The sequence below is a fragment of the Citrobacter sp. Cpo012 genome, from assembly GCF_030333015.1.
In the GTDB taxonomy this organism is placed as follows: domain Bacteria; phylum Pseudomonadota; class Gammaproteobacteria; order Enterobacterales; family Enterobacteriaceae; genus Citrobacter; species Citrobacter portucalensis.
Genome location: NZ_JAOWGR010000041.1, coordinates 311,875 through 331,420 on the forward strand (window position 1 = coordinate 311,875; position 19,546 = coordinate 331,420).

The window sequence follows — 19,546 nt, forward strand, 5'->3', positions numbered from 1 at the left end:
CGAATTATATTTTCTCATCATTCTTTATTGAAGCTCATAACACAAAGCGCATATCACCACGCATTTTCACCAAACCAGCATTAGCTGTAGTTATTAAAATCACTTCACCTTAGAAAATCTCAATCGTGACAAGGCGCACAAATCGTTAACCTTAGCCCCCAGCAAATCAGGGGGAATGCATGCTGTTACACGTTTTATATTTAATTGGTATTACTGCCGAAGCCATGACCGGTGCGCTTGCTGCTGGGCGTCGTCGTATGGATACATTTGGCGTCATCATCATTGCCACCGCGACGGCCATTGGCGGCGGATCGGTACGCGATATTCTTCTCGGCCACTATCCTCTTGGCTGGGTAAAGCACCCTGAATACGTCATTATCGTGGCGACCGCTGCGGTACTCACCACTATTATTGCTCCCGTCATGCCCTATCTGCGCAAAATATTCCTCGTACTGGATGCGCTGGGCTTGGTGGTCTTTTCTATTATCGGTGCTCAGGTGGCACTGGATATGGGCCATGGACCGATTATCGCCGTGGTCGCTGCGGTCACGACCGGCGTCTTCGGTGGCGTATTACGCGACATGTTCTGCAAACGCATCCCATTAGTGTTCCAGAAAGAGCTGTATGCTGGCGTATCATTCGCCGCTGCTGTGTTGTACATCGTGCTACAGCATTATGTCTCCAGTCATGATGTAGTGGTTATCTCTACTCTGCTCTTCGGCTTTACCGCCCGATTACTGGCGCTGCGCCTGAAGTTAGGTCTGCCGGTATTTTACTATCGCCACGAAGGCCATTAAGGCATAAAGCCCGCGATCCGCTGAGCAGCTAACCAGTTGCTCAGCGCTGTGACCTCTCGATCCTCCAGCCATTGAATAACCTGCCGTGCCCGCCGTTCCCCCATGAAAGGAAGCTGCCGCCAGCTTTGTTCATCGCGTTCTTTTAATTGCTGCCACGAACCATCCCGGCTGGCATTTAGCGTTGCCTGTGTTAACGGTATTCCCATGGCAATCACCCAGCGCGTGAACGGGAGATCGCGCGACAGGTTGAACTGATGCCACAGCTTCTCCCCTTTGATTACACCAAGTGCAGACTCTAACTGTTCCTGAGTTAACCCAAGCCAGGAAAAGATATGTTCAAAGCGATACACCTGGTTGAGCTCTCGCCATCCCGCCTCGCCGATCCCCTCCAGCCCCAGCACCTCTTTGCCGCCCAGCCAGACCAGTCTGGCAACAAACTGTTCCTGGCACTCCGCTGTAGCATAAAAACAGGTTAATGAATTGAAGCGCCCCTCGGGGGGTATTGGCTTAGTACGCTGAGTGCTGCGCCAGACCACCTCGTCTATACGGGGTATCCCTTGTCCAGCCAGGCTCACCAGAATCTGATCGCCAGGCGCGATATCCCATTCATTCCAGCGTCGGACGGAGCCAATATTGACGCGCTGTACGCGTTTATCATCCAGCATGACGGGAGTCAGCAATGCAACCACCGCAATTTTCCCGCTTTTACCAACGGAGAACTGAATACCAGTAACCTCAGATACCCTCGTCACGGGAGGATATTTCCACGCCGCCAGCCACTCACCCTGCCCGGGTAGCCAATACTTTGCCCGTGGCTCTTTTGCCGTTCGCACCACGACACCATCTGTCACAAAAGGTAATGCTGAACCCCACCACCTGGCGCGCAACTTTTCGACTTCATCCGCATTCTTCACGGCGTGAGTATAACGTTGCGTGTAACTGAACCCGGCAGCCGTGAGCTGCTCCAGTCTTTCAGGCATGACCGCCGGACCATCAGGCCAGGCCCAGATAAAAATTGCCAGCGAGCGTAACATTTCCGGATTGCCCTGGCGCATCATTAATCCAGCAACCTTCGAGCGGGCGTTCATTCCCCCTCTCTGCTTCTGAATATGCCCCTCTTGCTGCAAAAATATCTCACCCTGCAACGTACTGTTAGCGAGTTTCCCCTTGGTGGAATGTGGTACGGAAGGGATCTGCAGAACCTTTTGCGTCCAGTCTTCGCCTTTCAGGCCATTACCACGGCTAATCGCCCGTACCAGATTGCCATTGCGATAGACTAACGTCACCGCCACGCCATCCACCTTCGGTTGCACCCAGAGATCGCTGCGAGCGAGCATCCATTGCTGTAGCGCTTGCTTATCAGCAAGTTTTCGAACGCCCGTGTGGGGAACTGGATGCGAGACGGTGCCACTTATTGGGGGCACAGACAGATCTGGTGGGACTTCATCGCCAAAACAGCGCTGCCATTGAATTAGTTGCGCATTGAGCTGGTCATAAACGCCGTCGTCTACGGCACTTTCCCCTTGTTTCCAGTAACTGTCATTCCACTGTGTAATCTGCTGCTGTAGTCGTGAAATTTCCTCGTTTGCCCTGGCAGGCGACCAGACGGGGCATACCGCCCACGCAGGTAAATGCCACACCAGTAAAACCAGCCCTATGCATTTCCATAATCCCATGCTATCTCCGCTGAACGATACGTTTCCCGGCAGGTATAGCGCGAAGTGAAATAGAAACAGAGCGGCAAAAATTCATCCTGCGAACAGCTTTCCGGACATTTGCATGTATTGCTGCAAATCACCGATAAAACAGGAAACTGGTACGCAAAACGCAATAAACATGCGCAAAAAGTGTGACAAGGGCTACGTCACATAGCGGCTACGTGTATAATAAGCCCGTATGTAGGCTCTCTTTCGACAATCACATACATTAAGATACTCATGGCTCAAGGCACGCTTTATATTGTTTCTGCCCCCAGTGGCGCGGGTAAATCCAGCCTGATTCAGGCTTTATTAAAGACCCAACCGTTGTATGACACCCAGGTTTCTGTTTCGCACACCACGCGCGCACCGCGCCCGGGGGAAGTGCACGGTGAACACTATTTCTTTGTGAACCATGATGAATTCAGAACCATGATTGGCAGAGACGCGTTCCTGGAACACGCGGAGGTTTTCGGTAATTACTACGGCACCTCGCGTGAAACCATTGAGCAAGTATTAGCATCCGGCGTAGACGTCTTTTTAGATATCGACTGGCAAGGTGCGCAGCAAATTCGTGAAAAAATGCCGCATGCGCGCAGTATTTTTATTTTGCCACCGTCTAAGATTGAGCTGGACCGCCGCCTGCGTGGCCGCGGTCAGGATAGCGAAGACGTGATCGCGAAACGTATGGCGCAAGCTGTTGCAGAAATGAGCCATTACGCCGAATATGATTATCTTATTGTGAATGATGATTTCGACACCGCCCTGGGCGATTTGAAAACCATCATTCGCGCCGAACGTCTGCGCATGAGCCGCCAAAAGCAGCGTCATGACGCTTTAATCAGCAAACTGTTGGCAGACTGAACCCACATTCAGTATCATGCCCAGTCATTTCTTCACCTGTGGAGCATTTTAAGTATGGCACGCGTAACTGTTCAGGACGCTGTAGAGAAAATTGGTAACCGTTTTGACCTGGTACTGGTCGCCGCGCGTCGCGCTCGTCAGATGCAGGTAGGCGGAAAGGATCCGCTCGTACCGGAAGAAAACGATAAAACTACCGTTATCGCGCTGCGCGAAATCGAAGAAGGTCTGATCAACAACCAGATCCTCGACGTGCGTGAGCGCCAGGAACAGCAAGAGCAGGAAGCCGCTGAATTACAAGCCGTTACCGCTATTGCTGAAGGTCGTCGTTAATCACAAAGCGGGTCGCCCTTGTATCTGTTTGAAAGCCTGAATCAACTGATTCAAAACTACCTGCCGGAAGACCAGATTAAGCGTCTTCGGCAGGCGTATCTCGTTGCACGTGACGCTCACGAGGGCCAGACACGTTCAAGCGGTGAACCCTATATCACGCACCCGGTAGCGGTAGCCTGCATTCTGGCCGAGATGAAACTCGACTACGAAACGCTGATGGCTGCGCTGCTGCATGACGTGATTGAAGATACCCCAGCCACCTATCAGGACATGGAACAGCTTTTTGGTAAAAGCGTTGCAGAGCTGGTAGAAGGGGTATCGAAACTTGATAAGCTTAAGTTTCGCGATAAGAAAGAGGCGCAAGCTGAAAACTTTCGCAAGATGATTATGGCGATGGTGCAGGATATCCGCGTCATTCTCATCAAACTTGCCGACCGCACCCACAACATGCGCACGCTGGGCTCATTACGCCCGGACAAACGTCGCCGCATCGCCCGTGAAACCCTCGAAATCTATAGTCCGCTGGCACACCGTTTAGGTATTCATCACATTAAAACCGAGCTGGAAGAGCTGGGTTTTGAAGCGCTGTACCCAAACCGCTATCGCGTGATTAAAGAAGTGGTTAAAGCCGCTCGCGGCAACCGCAAAGAGATGATCCAAAAAATCCTCTCGGAAATCGAAGGGCGTTTGCAGGAGGCAGGTATTCCGTGTCGCGTAAGCGGGCGTGAGAAGCACCTGTACTCTATTTACTGCAAAATGGTGCTCAAAGAGCAGCGTTTTCACTCCATCATGGATATCTACGCATTTCGCGTCATCGTTCATGATTCCGATACCTGCTATCGCGTACTCGGCCAGATGCACAGCCTGTACAAACCACGCCCTGGTCGCGTGAAAGACTATATCGCCATTCCGAAAGCGAACGGATATCAGTCTTTGCACACCTCAATGATCGGCCCTCATGGCGTCCCGGTTGAAGTACAGATTCGTACTGAAGACATGGACCAGATGGCAGAGATGGGTGTCGCAGCGCACTGGGCTTACAAAGAGCACGGCGGCGAAAGCAGCACCACTGCGCAAATCCGCGCTCAGCGCTGGATGCAAAGCTTGCTGGAACTGCAGCAGAGCGCCGGTAGCTCGTTTGAATTTATTGAAAGCGTCAAATCTGATCTCTTCCCGGATGAGATTTATGTTTTCACACCGGAAGGGCGCATTGTCGAACTGCCCGCCGGTGCAACGCCTGTCGACTTCGCCTACGCTGTGCATACCGATATCGGTCACGCCTGCGTCGGCGCGCGCGTCGACAGACAGCCTTACCCGCTTTCACAACCGCTCTTTAGCGGCCAGACCGTTGAGATTATCACCGCGCCGGGCGCACGTCCGAACGCAGCGTGGCTAAACTTCGTCGTCAGTTCGAAAGCGCGCGCCAAGATTCGCCAACTGTTGAAAAACCTCAAGCGCGATGATTCCGTCAGTCTGGGTCGTCGACTGCTCAACCATGCCCTGGGCGGTAGCCGTAAACTGGCTGAGATCCCCCCAGAGAGCATCCAGCGTGAGCTTGAGCGTATGAAGCTCGCCACGCTTGACGATCTGCTCGCAGAAATCGGTCTGGGTAACGCCATGAGCGTGGTGGTAGCGAAAAACCTCCAGCAGGGCGAAGCAACAGCGAACGTACCAGCACAATCTGGCCATGGTCATCTGCCAATCAAAGGCGCAGACGGCGTGCTGATCACCTTCGCGAAATGCTGTCGTCCAATTCCAGGCGATCCAATCATTGCCCACGTCAGTCCGGGTAAAGGTCTGGTGATCCACCATGAGTCCTGCCGTAATATTCGTGGCTACCAGAAAGAGCCAGAGAAGTTTATGGCGGTGGAATGGGATAAAGAGACGGAGCAGGAATTCATCACCGAGATTAAGGTGGATATGTTTAACCACCAGGGTGCTCTGGCGAACCTGACGGCGGCAATCAACACGACCACCTCCAATATTCAAAGTCTGAATACGGAAGAGAAAGATGGCCGCGTTTATAGCGCCTTTATTCGCCTGACCGCCCGCGATCGCGTGCACCTGGCGAATATCATGCGCAAAATCCGCGTCATGCCGGACGTGATAAAAGTCACCCGTAACCGAAACTAGTCTTATGAATGAACAGCGCTATGCACGTATCCGCGAGATGCTCGCACGTCGTCAGCCCGATCTGACCGTCTGCATGGAGCAGGTTCACAAACCTCATAACGTTTCTGCGATTATTCGTACTGCAGATGCGGTCGGCGTGCATGAAGTCCACGCCGTCTGGCCGGGTAGCCGTATGCGCACCATGGCCTCTTCTGCCGCAGGCAGCAACAGTTGGGTACAGGTGAAAACTCACCTTACCATTGGCGATGCGGTCACACATTTAAAAAGCCGGGGTATGCAGGTCCTGGCAACCCATCTGTCAGATAAAGCCGTGGATTTTCGCGAGATTGATTACACGCGCCCCACCTGCATCCTGATGGGCCAGGAGAAAACCGGCATCACTCAGGAAGCATTGGATCTGGCTGATCAGGACATCATCATTCCCATGACTGGCATGGTGCAGTCACTGAACGTTTCTGTCGCCTCCGCGCTGATTCTGTACGAAGCACAGCGCCAGCGGCAAAACGCGGGGATGTACCGACGAGAAAACAGCATGCTGCCACAAGAAGAGCAGCAGCGCTTACTGTTTGAAGGCGGTTATCCGGTGCTGGCGAATGTCGCTAAGCGCAAAGGTCTTCCCTACCCTCACGTAAACACGCAGGGCGAAATTGAAGCCGATGCAACGTGGTGGGCCACTATGCAATCTGCGAGATAAACGCGATGAAAGGCCGTTTACTGGATGCCATCCCACTCAACTCTCTGACCGGCGTTGGCGCAGCGCAAAGCAGTAAACTGGCTAAAATTGGCCTGCACACCGTGCAGGACCTCCTACTCCACCTCCCTTTGCGTTACGAAGACCGTACCCATCTATACCCAATTGGCGAACTGCTGCCGGGTGTCTATGCCACCGTTGAAGGCGAAGTGCTGAACTGCAATATCACCTTCGGCGGCCGCCGGATGATGACCTGTCAAATCAGCGATGGCTCGGGGATTCTCACCATGCGCTTTTTCAACTTCAGCGCAGCGATGAAAAACAGCCTTGCTACCGGGCGTAGGGTACTGGCCTACGGCGAAGCCAAACGCGGGAAATATGGCGCAGAGATGATTCACCCGGAATACCGCGTACAAGGCGATCTCAGCACGCCAGAATTGCAGGAAACACTCACACCAGTATATCCAACCACCGAAGGTGTGAAGCAGGCTACGCTGCGCAAGCTGACCGATCAGGCACTGGATCTGCTCGATACCTGCGCCATTGCCGAACTGCTGCCGCCAGAGCTGTTACAGGGCATGATGAGCCTACCCGAAGCACTGCGCACATTGCACCGCCCCCCACCTTCGCTGCAACTCAGCGATCTGGAAACCGGACAACATCCGGCGCAACGACGTCTGATTCTCGAAGAACTGCTGGCACATAATCTCAGCATGCTGGCACTACGCGCCGGGGCACAGCGTTTTCACGCCCAGCCGTTAAGTGCTAACAACGCGCTAAAAGATAAGCTTCTGGCTGCATTGCCGTTCAAACCTACTGGCGCACAGGCCCGTGTTACCGCTGAGATTGAACGCGATATGGCACTGGATGTGCCGATGATGCGCCTGGTACAGGGTGATGTCGGCTCCGGTAAAACACTGGTTGCCGCGCTGGCCGCGCTGCGGGCTATCGCACATGGTAAGCAGGTTGCGCTAATGGCTCCTACCGAACTATTGGCTGAACAGCATGCGAATAACTTCCGCAACTGGTTCGCGCCACTGGGCGTTGAAGTGGGCTGGCTGGCGGGCAAGCAGAAAGGTAAAGCGCGTCTGGCGCAACAGGAAGCTATCGCCAGCGGTCAGGTGCAGATGATTGTCGGCACGCACGCGATTTTCCAGGAACAGGTGCAGTTCAACGGGCTGGCGCTGGTTATCATCGACGAACAGCACCGCTTCGGCGTACATCAGCGTCTGGCGCTGTGGGAGAAAGGTCAGCAGCAGGGTTTCCACCCACACCAGCTAATCATGACCGCCACGCCGATTCCGCGCACCCTGGCGATGACAGCCTATGCTGACCTCGACACGTCGGTCATTGACGAACTCCCTCCGGGGCGTACGCCGGTCACTACGGTCGCCATTCCGGATACCCGCCGCAGCGATATCATTGATCGCGTGCGCAACGCCTGTACCCACGAAGGACGTCAAGCATACTGGGTCTGTACGCTGATTGAAGAGTCTGACTTGTTGGAAGCTCAGGCGGCAGAAGCGACGTGGGAAGAGCTTAAACTGGCGCTGCCAGAACTCAATATTGGCCTGGTACACGGGCGCATGAAGCCCGCCGAGAAGCAGTCGGTAATGGCGGCCTTTAAGCAGGGTGAACTGCATCTGCTGGTTGCCACCACGGTGATTGAAGTGGGCGTGGACGTGCCAAACGCCAGTCTGATGATTATTGAAAACCCGGAACGCTTAGGTCTGGCCCAGTTGCACCAGTTGCGTGGTCGCGTAGGCCGTGGCGCGGTGGCCTCCCACTGCGTTCTGCTCTACAAATCACCGCTGTCTAAAACCGCGCAGAAACGCCTGCAGGTTCTGCGAGACAGCAACGACGGGTTCGTAATTGCGCAAAAAGATTTAGAGATTCGCGGCCCCGGCGAGCTGTTAGGTACTCGCCAGACCGGAACGGCAGAATTCAAGGTCGCAGATTTACTGCGCGATCAGGCGATTATCCCGGAAGTTCAGCGCATTGCCCGCCATATTCACGAACGTTATCCGCAACAGGCCGTGGCACTGATAGAGCGCTGGATGCCGGAAACCGAACGCTACTCCAACGCGTAGTTAATTCATAGCGGCGGCGGACGTTACCCCGCCGCACAGCCGTTATTGCGCGAAAATCGGTAACAGCAGATACAGCTTAATCACCAACGCGTTGACGATATCGATAAAGAACGCCCCCACCATCGGCACCACCAGAAACGCCATATGGGATGGTCCAAAACGTTCGGTAATCGCCTGCATGTTGGCAATCGCCGTCGGCGTCGCGCCGAGGCCAAAACCGCAGTGTCCAGCAGCCAGCACGGCGGCATCGTAGTTCTTACCCATCATGCGCCAGGTGACGAATATCGCGTACAGCGCCATGAAAATAGTCTGCACAACCAGGATTGCCAGCATCGGCAAGGCCAGTGAAGCCAGTTCCCACAGCTTCAGGCTCATCAGCGCCATCGCCAGAAACAGCGACAGACTAACGTTACCCAGTACAGAAACCGCACGTTCGAACACCCGATAAAAGCCCAGTAGCGCCAGACCGTTACTGAGGATCACCCCAACAAACAGGACGCAGACGAAGGTCGGCAATTCCAGCACTGTTCCAACCAGCATTTGCGCAACGATTTTACCCACCGTCAGACAGATAGCGATCAGAGCAATGGTTTCAATCAGCACCAGCGAGGTGATCATGCGCCCAACGTCCGGCTTTTCAAATGCGGTCGGCACAGCCTGATCGTCCGGCATACCGTCTGGCGTGGTGGAGTGTTTGACCAGATAGCGTGCCACCGGGCCGCCAATCAGCCCACCCAACACCAGACCAAACGTTGCGCAAGCCATCGCCACTTCAGTCGCATTGGTGAAGCCATAACGTTCAATAAACAGCTTGCTCCACGCGGCCCCGGTTCCGTGTCCACCAGAGAGGGTGATCGAGCCAGCGATCAGACCCATCAGCGGGTCCAGACCCAGCAGGGTCGCCATACCAATACCGATGGCGTTTTGCATCAGCAACAAGCCAACAACCACAATCAGAAAAATACCCACCACGCGGCCACCAGCACGCAGACTGGCGATATTGGCGTTCAGACCGATAGTGGCGAAAAAGGCCAGCATCAGCGGATCGCGCAGGGTCATATCGAAGTTCACTTCCCAACCCATGCTTTTTTTCAGCACCAGCAGCGCAATCGCCACCAGCAATCCGCCTGCAACAGGTTCGGGAATGGTATATTTTTTCAGGAAGGAAACAGACTGGACGAGCTTACGTCCCAGCAGCAACACAAGGGTTGCCGCAACCAGCGTTGATAACGTATCGAGATAAAACATTTACAGCTCCATTAGTGCGTTTAGCACAATCACGCACGATGCATTCCAGACCGATTTTTAGCTCTTATTGAGTTTTCGGAGTGGATTTTAAGCAGAAAATGATGAAAAGTTATATAAAAATGTTTGTTTATCCGTTTTAAATATTAAGAATACCTGTTAGCAAACGTTTGCTTTTCTGCACTGGTCAGATAAAATCACCGCTTTTCCACCATGGGATTGCCTCTGATGTCCGTTAACGCCGTAGAGTCAACAAATGCGCAACCGGTTGCGCAGACTCACAACAGTGAACTGATTTACCGTCTTGAAGATCGCCCCCCGTTAGCCCAGACCCTGTTTGCCGCCTGCCAGCATCTGCTGGCCATGTTCGTCGCGGTGATCACCCCTGCTCTGTTAATTTGCCAGGCGCTTGGTTTACCGGCTCAGGATACTCAACACATTATCAGTATGTCGCTGTTCGCCTCCGGCGTGGCTTCTATCATTCAGATCAAAGCCTGGGGGCCGGTCGGCTCAGGGCTGCTATCCATTCAGGGCACCAGCTTTAACTTTGTTGCGCCACTGATTATGGGCGGTACGGCGCTAAAAACCGGTGGCGCAGATGTCCCAACCATGATGGCGGCGCTGTTCGGTACACTGATGCTGGCAAGCTGCACCGAGATGGTTATCTCGCGTGTCCTGCACCTGGCGCGTCGTATTATTACTCCGCTGGTCTCAGGGGTGGTAGTGATGATTATCGGCCTGTCGCTGATTCAGGTGGGTCTGACATCGATTGGCGGTGGCTATGCCGCAATGAGCGACAACACCTTTGGTGCGCCGAAGAATTTACTGCTGGCAGGCGTGGTGCTGGCGCTAATCATCCTGCTTAACCGTCAACGCAACCCGTACCTGCGCGTTGCGTCATTGGTGATTGCGATGGCGGCAGGCTATCTGCTGGCCTGGTTTATGGGCATGCTGCCGCAAAATACCGCACCGGTAAGCCAGGACCTGCTGATGGTGCCAACGCCGCTGTATTATGGCCTGGGCATCGACTGGAGTTTACTGCTGCCGCTGATGCTGGTCTTTATGATCACGTCACTGGAAACCATCGGCGATATTACGGCTACCTCTGATGTCTCCGAGCAGCCGGTTTCTGGTCCGCTGTATATGAAGCGCCTGAAAGGCGGCGTGCTGGCGAACGGTCTGAACTCGTTTGTTTCCGCCGTGTTCAACACCTTCCCGAACTCCTGTTTTGGCCAAAACAATGGGGTTATTCAGTTAACAGGCGTTGCCAGCCGCTACGTTGGTTTTGTGGTGGCTCTGATGCTGATCGCGCTGGGCCTGTTCCCGGCAGTCAGCGGTTTTGTACAGCATATTCCTGAGCCGGTACTGGGCGGCGCAACGCTGGTGATGTTCGGTACTATCGCAGCATCCGGTGTGCGTATCGTGTCCCGCGAGCCGTTGAACCGCCGCGCGATTCTGATTATCGCGCTGTCGCTGGCCGTTGGTCTGGGTGTTTCCCAGCAGCCGCTGATTCTCCAGTTCGCCCCGGATTGGGTGAAAAACCTGCTCTCTTCCGGTATCGCCGCTGGCGGTATTACCGCAATCGTTCTGAATCTGGTATTCCCGCCAGAAAAGCAATAAGCAAAATGCGGCGTTGGTTCTGAATCAACGCCGCTGTAACGCTCTTTCACCATTCCCGCCTTGAGCATTGCGCCTAAATCGTGCATAACTTGACTATGTGCACTTCGCGGGATGGAAGACCATGAAATTTATTGGAAAGCTGCTTCTTTACGTGCTGATCGCCCTTGCAGTGGCGATTCTCGGCCTTTATTTTCTACTGCAAACCCGCTGGGGGGCAGAGCACGTCAGCGCCTGGGTTTCGGAGAACAGCAGCTACCATCTGGCGTTTGATGCCATCGATCACCGGTTTTCCTCCCCTTCCCATATTCTGCTGGAAAACGTCACCTTTGGCCGGGATGGTCAGCCCGCAACGCTGGTCGCTAAAACGGTCGATATTGGGCTGAGTAGCCGCCAAATCACCGACCCGCTGCACGTAGACACCATTTTGTTGCAAAACGGCACGCTGAATCTTTCCCAGCAAACCGCGCCGCTACCGTTCCAGGCCGATCGCCTGCAATTGCAGGATATGGCGCTTAACAGCCCCGGCAGCGAGTGGAACCTCAGCGCCCAGCGCGTTAACGGCGGCGTCATTCCCTGGAGCCCTGAGGCAGGTAAAATTCTCGGGAGCAAAGCGCAAATTCAGCTCAGCGCCAGTTCGTTGACGCTCAACGATGTTCCAACTACCAACGTCTTGATTGAAGGCAGCATCGACCATGACCGGGTGACGCTAAGCAATATTGGCGCTGACGTGGCGCGTGGGGCATTAACCGGCGTAGCGCAACGCAATGCCGACGGGAGCTGGGTTGTGGAGAATCTGCGCCTGAACGATATCCGGCTGCAAAGCGACAAATCGCTGGCCGACTTTTTTGCCCCGTTAAGCACTATTCCTTCCCTGCAAATTGGTCGTCTGGAAGTGACGGATGCCCGTCTGCAAGGCCCCGACTGGGCGGTGACGGATCTCGATCTGAGCTTGCGCAACATGACCTTCAGCAAGGACGACTGGCAAACTCAGGAAGGCAAACTGTCGATGAATGCCAGCGAGTTTATTTACGGCTCTCTGCACTTCTTCGATCCGATTCTGAACGCCGAGTTCTCACCACAGGGCATTGCGCTGCGCCAGTTCACCACCCGCTGGGAAGGCGGTATGGTCAGAACATCCGGAAACTGGATGCGCAGCAACAAAGCGCTGGTCCTTGACGATGCCGCTATTGCTGGTCTGGAATACACGCTGCCGGAAAACTGGAAGCAGCTGTGGATGAAACCCCTGCCAGCGTGGCTAAACAGCCTGACGCTGAAGAAATTCAGTGCCAGCCGTAATCTGGTGATAGATATCGACCCGAATTTCCCGTGGCAGCTCACCGCGCTGGACGGCTACGGCGCTAACCTCGGGCTGGTACAGAACAATCAGTGGGGGATCTGGAGCGGGAGCGCCACCCTCAACGCTGCCGCAGCCACCTTTAACCGTACGGATGTGCGTCGTCCTTCTCTGGCGCTAACGGCAAACAGCAGCACCATCAATATCAGCGAACTGAGCGCCTATACGGAAAAAGGACTGCTGGAGGCCACTGCCAGCATTTCGCAGCTACCTCAGCGCCAGACGCAGGTCAGCCTGAACGGGCGCGGCGTGCCAATGACGATCCTGCAGCAGTGGGGCTGGCCCGCACTGCCGCTTTCCGGCGATGGCAACATCCAGCTTACCGCCAGCGGCAATATTCAGGCCGATGCGCCTCTCAAGCCAACGGTCAACGGTCAGCTGCATGCGGTGAACGTGGAGAAACAGCAGGTAACGCAAACCATGCAGGCTGGCGTGGTTTCGGGGAGTGAAGTCACTGCACCACCACCTGCACAATGATTTATTGCCCGGTGGCGCTTCGCTTACCGGGCCTACTCACGCTCATAAGCGAATATATTCACTGCACAACAGCCATTTCACCGGCTCGTCTTCTTCAATCACCGGGAAGCGATCGCCAGGTTCCAGAAAGTGGTTGTCATGCTGGTCGTCATTGACCATCGAGATTTCCCAGCCCAGCACAAACGCCTTCTCCGCCCAAAAGCGATGATACAAGCGCGGCGGCAGACACACTCCTTGTCCCGGTTTCAATACCAGCGTCTCGCCAGCGTTAATTGTACGCCGCTGACCATCCACGCTAACCTCAACAACGCGTCGGGCGTCATACTCATCATCAGGCGTGGCCCACGCCAGCTGCATACATAAATCACCGCCGCCGCGATTAACGATATCTTCCATTTTATGGCGATGAAAATGCCATGGCGTTTGCTGATCCTGCTGAATTTGCAGCATCTTTTCGGCATACGGTTTGGGGTAATCCGCTGACCCCATCAGACCATTGCGCAACGTTAGTAACGTCAGCCCTGTTTGCGCAAAATCTCCGTGCCCGAAGTCGGTAATATCCCAGCCCAACTGGAGATCGCGCACTTCACGCCACAGAGTTTGATCCTGTTGCCGCCAGGCATCGACCGTAAAATACGCAAAATCAGGCAGACAGACCCGAAAAGTCTCAGCGATGGCATGCGCTTTATCGACGGCATAATTAATGTGTGAACGCTTCATTCCACTTTTCCTTGTTGCGAAAGAGGCGGGTCGCCCCGCCTGCATGCCGTTAGTAAAGTGATGCTTTGCCGGTTGAACCGAACAGTTTCATTTTGTGGCGGATCACGTCCCGCGCGGCGCTAATGGCTTCCGGGTAGATTACGTTCGGGTCCCACCAGGTTTCTTTCGCCAGGATTTCGCGGACTTTCTGGAAGTAGGCGTATTTCATATCGCTGGAAATGTTGATTTTGCCAACGCCCAGCGTCACGGATTCGGCAATTTCCGCATCCGGGTTCGCGGAACCACCGTGCAGCACCAGCGGAATATCCACACGTCCAGCGATATCGCGCAGGATGTTCATTTGCAGCTCTGGCTGCATCCCTTTCGGGTAGATCCCGTGCGCGGTTCCAATCGCCACCGCCAGCGTGTCTGCACCCGTTCGGGCGATAAAATCCTCTGCCTGAGCAGGATCGGTATAAGTAACCTTCGACACGCCGCCTTCCACTGACGTCCCGGTCTGGCCAATCGTTCCCAACTCCCCTTCCACCGAAACACCTACCGCATGCGCCAGTTTGACCACTTCGCGGGTCAGCGCCACGTTCTCTTCATATGGTAGCAGCGAGCCATCAATCATCACCGAGGTAAACCCACACTGAATCGCCCGCAGGACATGCTCAACCGAAGCGCCGTGGTCCAGATGCAGAGTAAAGGGAACCGGGCTGCGCAGGGTGATATCACGGACATAGCTAAAAAACGCATCGCCGACAAAATCATGTTCGCTGGGGTGAATGGAGATAATCGCCGGGGTATTGGTCGCTTCCGCTTCTTCCACTACTGCGCGTACAAAGCAGCTGTCCGCCACGTTGAATGCGCCGATGGCAAAACCGTGCTGACGGGTAGGTTGCAGTAATTCTTTCATCGAAACTAACATGTTAATTCTCCAGTTTCAGGGTGTAGAAAGCCCTGCCAGTGCGTCATCGCAGAGGCATAGAAGGCGTTACAGAAAATGAATCAGGCTTTGCCGATAGCGCCGCTGGCCTGCAGGTACGGAATAATGGCTTCCTCGCAGGCCTGTTCCATCAGGGCCAGGGCATCAACGAGTTCACCGGATGTGTCGCGACACAGGGTATGCAGTAGCGCAGCCTTTCCGGCTTCGAAAACCGCCGCACCAACGTTTATCTTGGCGACACCAAACGTCGGGCAGCGCTGTAGCTGGTCAAACGGCGTTCCGCTGCCGCCATGCAGCGCCAGCGGCACCGTTGATAACCGGGCTATTTCCTCCAGCCGCTGGAAATCAATAGCAGGAGTGATACCCGGCGCGTACATGCCGTGTGCCGTACCCACCGACACCGCCAGCAAATCGATCCCGGTCTGTTGGATGAAGGGTTCCACGTCGGCGACCTGGGTCATCAAATCAGCGTTAGCGGCGTGGTCATAGCACGGAGCATCGGCCAAATGACCCAGCTCGCCTTCCACGCACAGAGAAACGCTGGCGGCAAGCTCAACCACCGCCCGGGTCTGGCGAATGTTCTCCTCCAGCGCAAAGGCGGAGGCGTCGATCATTAAGCCGCTGAATCCGGCGCGAAAAGCCTGGCGAATGCGTACAGGATCCTTTCCATGATCCAGCGCCAGCGCGACCGGTACCGAGGCTTCCTCTGCCAGCGTTTTGACCACCGCTGCCGCTATCGGGGCCGGAAAATGCTCCAGATGCCCCTGATACAAATTCAGAATGATGGGCGCACGGTGTTTCTCCGCCACTCGCACCGCTGCGCGGGCGCTTTCCAGGTTAATACAGTTGATGGCCAGCAGCGCGTACTGTTCGCACCAGGCTTTGGTCACCATGCTTTTCATATCGGCAAACATACGGCCTCCGGTTATTCCAGGGTGAAGGTGATTTCTTCGTCTTTCAGCTTTTGATCGCTGAGTTCGTCAAACTCTTCATCACGCTCGGTTACCGGTTTCTTCCACAGCGACAGCATGACGCCACAAATCACCGTACCGATCCCCAGCGCCAGGCAAAACAGCAGCGGATGCGTAAAGAGCGGAACCACAAACATGCCGCCGTGCGGTACCGGGCTTTCGACACCCCACACCATAATCAGGCCACCCGCAATCGCCGAGGCCACCACGCAGGAGCCCACCACGCGCAGCAGGTCGCGCGCCGCAATCGGAATGACCCCTTCGGTAATCATGCAGATCCCCATCGGGAATGCGGCCTTCAGCGCCTCACGTTCCGCACGGGTGTACTTGTGACGCGTCAGCAGGAAAGAGAGCGTAATGCCAAATGGAGGGATCATCGAACCAACAAACTTCACCGCTTCCGGACCGTACACGCCGCTGACCAACATGCCGTCAGCAAACAGCGACATGGTTTTATTCACCGGCCCACCGAAGTCGAATGTCGCCATCGCACCGAGGATAGCGCCCATCAGAAAGCGGGATCCGCCCTGCATGGACTCCAGCAGATGAATCAACGCGTCCTGCAGCCAGGCAATCGGCTTGCCAATCAGCGTCATCATCAACAGGCCGCCGATAACGGTACTCAGTACCGGCAGCACCATGATGGGCATCAACCCCTGCATCGACTGCGGCAAACGGATATAGCGCTTGAGCAGCAGGACGGTATAACCGACCAGAAATCCGCCCAGCATCCCACCGATAAAACCGGTATGAATTTCTCCGCAGACGAAGCCGACAATCAGGCCCGGCGCGAATCCCGGACGGTCAGCAATGGAGTACGCAATCGCCGCACTAATCAGCGGTACGATTAACCCCATCCCCCAGCCGCCAATCTGGTTGAGCATCCAGGGAATGGTTCCTGTTTTTTCACCGACGTTAGTGCCGCCAAGTATTTGCCCGAGAGCAATACAGATCCCGGCGGCGACAATTAACGGGATCATCCACGAAATTCCCGTTAATAAATGTTTTTTTATTTCCTGAGATAGCGGAATTTTATTTTCACTCATGTGAAACCCCTCCAGAATGAGGATCGCTACTGGTTATTATTAACTAATGATTTTTCGACCTTTTCAAGAAACTGAATGGGCGATTTTATGACGATTTCAGTTTTTACTCGCACAATGCGTTTGTTTGAAAATCGCTCCTCCCCTTTTATTTTTACATCGACAGCAAGAATCACGACATCAGCCGCAGAAATATCCTCTGTCAGCAGTTCGTTTTCTGTGCCAATGGTGCCCTGGGTTTCAACCTTTATATTATGACCAAGCGCTTTAGCACCTTTAATTAACTTCTCACGGGCAATATAGGTGTGCGCAATACCCGCCGTACAGGCGGCAACACAAACAATATTCATAACATGCTCCACATTTTATTTAGCAGACATTGGATTCAGCATATTGGCTAAAAAGCTCAATAATTTTTTGTGGACTACTTTCAACTAATAGTTGTTCAATAATGTCGTCATCTGCCAACGCGCCAGCAACCTGCGAAAGCAGACGAATATGGGTGGTGTTTTGATCTTCAAGACGTACGGCAAACAGAATAATGCAGCGCACGTTGCTGCCATCCAGGGTTTCCCAGGGAATATCCTCGCGGGTACGCCCAATCGCCAGCGTGGTATTGACCACCGCCGAGGATTTCCCGTGCGGGATCGCAATATGGTTTTCGAAGCCGGTCGAGCCTTCTGACTCACGTTGCCAGACATCCTGAATAAACGTTTCACGACAGCTAATTGCTCCATCTTTTTGCAGAATATCCGTCAGTTCCTCAATAGCCTCCGTTTTGCTTGTAGCCTTCATGTCCAAAATAACGCGATTTGTATTGAGTATTTTCGTGATGTCCATCAATCATACCTCATGGAGTTCAGACATTAATTTTCAACGACCAGCGACGTCGCCCGATGTAATTTTTCCGTAATAACCGTTTCTGTTACCCGCTTAATATCCGCATCATTGAAGAAGGCAGTGACATACACGACCGGCATGGCAACCGCGGGTAAATTAATCGTCGATACCACCAGTTCAATATCGTCCGTCAGTACAGAGGGCAGGCTGCCTGCCGACACCACGCCGACGATAGTCCAGTCCGGAAAGGCGCGCAGAATACGGCTTTTGAGTAAGTGAGAAGTGCCGATACCCGTTGAACAGACCAGTAGTACGCGTTTACGCGCTATCTGACGCTCCATTGCGGCCTGAAAATGCACGGTTAAATATCCCACTTCATCTTCCGACACGGCCCGCTCGCCCCAACCGCTAAACACCCGATTCACCGCACACTGGGTCAGACGCCACACATCCTGCAACTCGCCTTTGATATCCTCCAGCAGCGGATTACGAATGCGGATCTGGTAGTTCAGTCGGTTAATCAGCGGCTTAATGTGGATCAGCAATCCGTCATACAGCGCCGTGTCCTGGCTAAGATCGCTGTCGACCATCTCGGCGAAGGTGGCAATCAACCGATGGGTAATCAAACGCGCTTCGTCGCTGGAGTGCATATGGCCAATCACACTCACGTCATTATGCTCTTCAATCACCACACCCGAGGAGATAATGTATTGATATATAAACCAGACTTCGTCTTCCGGCAGCGGGTGGGCAATGCGTTTTTCGATATGCTGAATCATGCGACTGGCAATGGAAAATATGTTCTCATCACAGGTAGAGATGCTCTCTTCTTTTCTCGGAAGCGCATTGCCCCGCGTGATGCGGTACATCATGATCAGAATATGGGTAAAGATATTGACGTAATAAGGCTCGCCGAGCGACCAGCACAGGTCGTTCTCCATTTCCTGCAATAACGTCTGGACAAATAAAACGTCTTCTTCGCCAAAGTAATGCACTAACGCTTTATAACTGCCCGGATCCAGGCGTGAATAAATCACGCTGCCGGGTTCATTATGGTTAATCACACCGTTAATCAGCGATGCCATCGCCTGGCGCACACCGCTCTCGCTGCCTTCAATGTGCGTGCCGCTCTGACTACGAATCAACGACAGGCCCAACGGGGTAATCCAGGATTCAATTACTTTCAGATCGTTAACAATCGATGCGCTACTAATGAAATAACGTTCGGATAATTTACTGATCGACGTTTCATGCGGCGTTTCGCTTAATAACTGTGAAGCTATCTTGACTCGCCGTGAATTATTCATCATGCCGTCAGCATCATCACCCTCCGATCCTAATAACTGGTCCATATATAAAAGGTCGGTAATATTATCTGCACTTAATATCACCCCAGCACCAGCACGTTTATCGATGGCTATTTTCCATTCTGATAACCATGGTTCCAGTAAGCGCAGATCGCGCTGCACAGTTTTCTCTGAAACAGATAAATATTCGGCAATTTTCAGCAGCGTGACATATTCCTTCTTAGACAGAAGAAATTTTAATAATCTGTTTTGTCGCGAGGTAATCATTTGCATTATTTACCCTTATTACATACCAGATTAAATATCTATACCCGTCATACTTCAAGCTGCATGTGCGTTGGTTTTCCTCGCTCACCCCAGTCACGTACTTATGTACGTTCAGGGGATTCGCTGCGTCGCCGCCTTCCTGCAACTCGAATTATTTAGGTTATAAAGAAGC

At 53.8% G+C, this 19,546-nt stretch carries 17 protein-coding genes; 8 read left to right on the forward strand and 9 right to left on the reverse strand.

The window, feature by feature from the left end; genetic code table 11:
- The first annotated feature begins 179 nt into the window (after positions 1-179).
- Entirely contained in the window at positions 180-797 is a 618-nt protein-coding gene (locus OGX90_RS17635) for a trimeric intracellular cation channel family protein (protein WP_003024049.1), read from the forward strand.
- Here the strand turns inward: OGX90_RS17635 and ligB are convergent.
- Entirely contained in the window at positions 794-2,473 is a 1,680-nt protein-coding gene (ligB, locus tag OGX90_RS17640) for an NAD-dependent DNA ligase LigB (protein WP_286589007.1), read from the reverse strand. The two genes, OGX90_RS17635 and ligB, sit on opposite strands and share 4 nt — an antisense overlap.
- Before the next feature lie 261 nt (positions 2,474-2,734).
- Here ligB and gmk point away from each other — a divergent pair, with 261 nt between their 5' ends.
- The 5 genes from gmk to recG are packed head-to-tail and all read left to right on the forward strand — an operon-like array spanning position 2,735 to position 8,602.
- Positions 2,735-3,358, forward strand: a complete 624-nt coding sequence (gene gmk / locus OGX90_RS17645; protein ID WP_003024042.1) for a guanylate kinase — start codon at positions 2,735-2,737, stop codon at positions 3,356-3,358.
- Between the two features lie 54 nt (positions 3,359-3,412).
- Positions 3,413-3,688, forward strand: coding sequence for a DNA-directed RNA polymerase subunit omega (gene rpoZ / locus OGX90_RS17650; RefSeq protein WP_000135058.1), 276 nt, complete (start codon positions 3,413-3,415; stop codon positions 3,686-3,688).
- An 18-nt stretch (positions 3,689-3,706) separates the two neighbouring features.
- Entirely contained in the window at positions 3,707-5,821 is a 2,115-nt protein-coding gene (gene spoT, locus OGX90_RS17655) for a bifunctional GTP diphosphokinase/guanosine-3',5'-bis pyrophosphate 3'-pyrophosphohydrolase (protein ID WP_003024038.1), read from the forward strand.
- Between the two features lie 4 nt (positions 5,822-5,825).
- Entirely contained in the window at positions 5,826-6,515 is a 690-nt protein-coding gene (gene trmH / locus OGX90_RS17660; protein WP_032945382.1) for a tRNA (guanosine(18)-2'-O)-methyltransferase TrmH, read from the forward strand.
- A gap of 5 nt (positions 6,516-6,520) precedes the next feature.
- Entirely contained in the window at positions 6,521-8,602 is a 2,082-nt protein-coding gene (gene recG, locus OGX90_RS17665; protein ID WP_133087150.1) for an ATP-dependent DNA helicase RecG, read from the forward strand.
- A gap of 42 nt (positions 8,603-8,644) precedes the next feature.
- Here the strand turns inward: recG and gltS are convergent, their stop codons facing one another.
- Positions 8,645-9,850: a sodium/glutamate symporter gene (gene gltS, locus OGX90_RS17670; RefSeq protein ID WP_003024029.1), complete on the reverse strand. Its 1,206-nt coding sequence runs from the start codon at positions 9,848-9,850 to the stop codon at positions 8,645-8,647.
- A gap of 225 nt (positions 9,851-10,075) precedes the next feature.
- Between gltS and xanP the strand changes: the two genes are divergently transcribed.
- Together xanP and OGX90_RS17680 are read left to right on the forward strand one after the other, a co-directional pair.
- The gene (xanP, locus tag OGX90_RS17675; protein WP_234692485.1) at positions 10,076-11,467 is read left to right on the forward strand and encodes a xanthine/proton symporter XanP; all 1,392 of its coding nucleotides are present in this window, start codon (positions 10,076-10,078) and stop codon (positions 11,465-11,467) included.
- A 121-nt stretch (positions 11,468-11,588) separates the two neighbouring features.
- On the forward strand, positions 11,589-13,298 hold the full coding sequence (locus OGX90_RS17680; RefSeq protein WP_048237020.1) for an AsmA family protein: 1,710 nt from the start codon (positions 11,589-11,591) through the stop codon (positions 13,296-13,298).
- Between the two features lie 42 nt (positions 13,299-13,340).
- On the opposite strand, the gene OGX90_RS17685 is transcribed toward OGX90_RS17680, so the two are convergent.
- The 7 genes from OGX90_RS17685 to OGX90_RS17715 form a co-directional block, all read right to left on the reverse strand.
- Positions 13,341-14,018 (reverse strand): D-lyxose/D-mannose family sugar isomerase, encoded by a 678-nt coding sequence (locus OGX90_RS17685; protein ID WP_057066889.1) that lies wholly within the window; start codon positions 14,016-14,018, stop codon positions 13,341-13,343.
- 49 nt (positions 14,019-14,067) lie between these two features.
- On the reverse strand, positions 14,068-14,928 hold the full coding sequence (locus OGX90_RS17690) for a ketose-bisphosphate aldolase (protein WP_003024018.1): 861 nt from the start codon (positions 14,926-14,928) through the stop codon (positions 14,068-14,070).
- A gap of 80 nt (positions 14,929-15,008) precedes the next feature.
- On the reverse strand, positions 15,009-15,860 hold the full coding sequence (locus tag OGX90_RS17695) for a class II fructose-bisphosphate aldolase (protein ID WP_234692484.1): 852 nt from the start codon (positions 15,858-15,860) through the stop codon (positions 15,009-15,011).
- Positions 15,861-15,871: 11 nt separating this feature from the next.
- Entirely contained in the window at positions 15,872-16,963 is a 1,092-nt protein-coding gene (locus OGX90_RS17700; RefSeq protein WP_003827232.1) for a PTS fructose transporter subunit IIC, read from the reverse strand.
- Between the two features lie 26 nt (positions 16,964-16,989).
- Entirely contained in the window at positions 16,990-17,310 is a 321-nt protein-coding gene (locus OGX90_RS17705; RefSeq protein WP_003827230.1) for a PTS fructose transporter subunit IIB, read from the reverse strand.
- Between the two features lie 19 nt (positions 17,311-17,329).
- Complete coding sequence (locus OGX90_RS17710) at positions 17,330-17,800, reverse strand: PTS sugar transporter subunit IIA (protein WP_128316420.1); 471 nt, start codon at positions 17,798-17,800, stop codon at positions 17,330-17,332.
- A gap of 26 nt (positions 17,801-17,826) precedes the next feature.
- Positions 17,827-19,380, reverse strand: a complete 1,554-nt coding sequence (locus OGX90_RS17715) for a BglG family transcription antiterminator (protein ID WP_204558687.1) — start codon at positions 19,378-19,380, stop codon at positions 17,827-17,829.
- Positions 19,381-19,546 lie beyond the last annotated feature (166 nt).

Excerpts from the sequence above, each read along its gene's own strand:
- xanP (WP_234692485.1), top strand. The coding sequence starts at position 10,076 with ATGTCCGTTAACGCCGTAGAGTCAACAAATGCGCAACCGGTTGCGCAG.
- OGX90_RS17690 (WP_003024018.1), bottom strand. The coding sequence starts at position 14,928 with ATGTTAGTTTCGATGAAAGAATTACTGCAACCTACCCGTCAGCACGGT.
- OGX90_RS17710 (WP_128316420.1), bottom strand. The coding sequence starts at position 17,800 with ATGGACATCACGAAAATACTCAATACAAATCGCGTTATTTTGGACATG.
- trmH (WP_032945382.1), top strand. The coding sequence starts at position 5,826 with ATGAATGAACAGCGCTATGCACGTATCCGCGAGATGCTCGCACGTCGT.
- gmk (WP_003024042.1), top strand. The coding sequence starts at position 2,735 with ATGGCTCAAGGCACGCTTTATATTGTTTCTGCCCCCAGTGGCGCGGGT.
- OGX90_RS17695 (WP_234692484.1), bottom strand. The coding sequence starts at position 15,860 with ATGTTTGCCGATATGAAAAGCATGGTGACCAAAGCCTGGTGCGAACAG.
- rpoZ (WP_000135058.1), top strand. The coding sequence starts at position 3,413 with ATGGCACGCGTAACTGTTCAGGACGCTGTAGAGAAAATTGGTAACCGT.
- OGX90_RS17700 (WP_003827232.1), bottom strand. The coding sequence starts at position 16,963 with ATGAGTGAAAATAAAATTCCGCTATCTCAGGAAATAAAAAAACATTTA.
- OGX90_RS17635 (WP_003024049.1), top strand. The coding sequence starts at position 180 with ATGCTGTTACACGTTTTATATTTAATTGGTATTACTGCCGAAGCCATG.
- OGX90_RS17680 (WP_048237020.1), top strand. The coding sequence starts at position 11,589 with ATGAAATTTATTGGAAAGCTGCTTCTTTACGTGCTGATCGCCCTTGCA.
- gltS (WP_003024029.1), bottom strand. The coding sequence starts at position 9,850 with ATGTTTTATCTCGATACGTTATCAACGCTGGTTGCGGCAACCCTTGTG.
- OGX90_RS17715 (WP_204558687.1), bottom strand. The coding sequence starts at position 19,380 with ATGCAAATGATTACCTCGCGACAAAACAGATTATTAAAATTTCTTCTG.
- recG (WP_133087150.1), top strand. The coding sequence starts at position 6,521 with ATGAAAGGCCGTTTACTGGATGCCATCCCACTCAACTCTCTGACCGGC.
- ligB (WP_286589007.1), bottom strand. The coding sequence starts at position 2,473 with ATGGGATTATGGAAATGCATAGGGCTGGTTTTACTGGTGTGGCATTTA.
- OGX90_RS17685 (WP_057066889.1), bottom strand. The coding sequence starts at position 14,018 with ATGAAGCGTTCACACATTAATTATGCCGTCGATAAAGCGCATGCCATC.
- OGX90_RS17705 (WP_003827230.1), bottom strand. The coding sequence starts at position 17,310 with ATGAATATTGTTTGTGTTGCCGCCTGTACGGCGGGTATTGCGCACACC.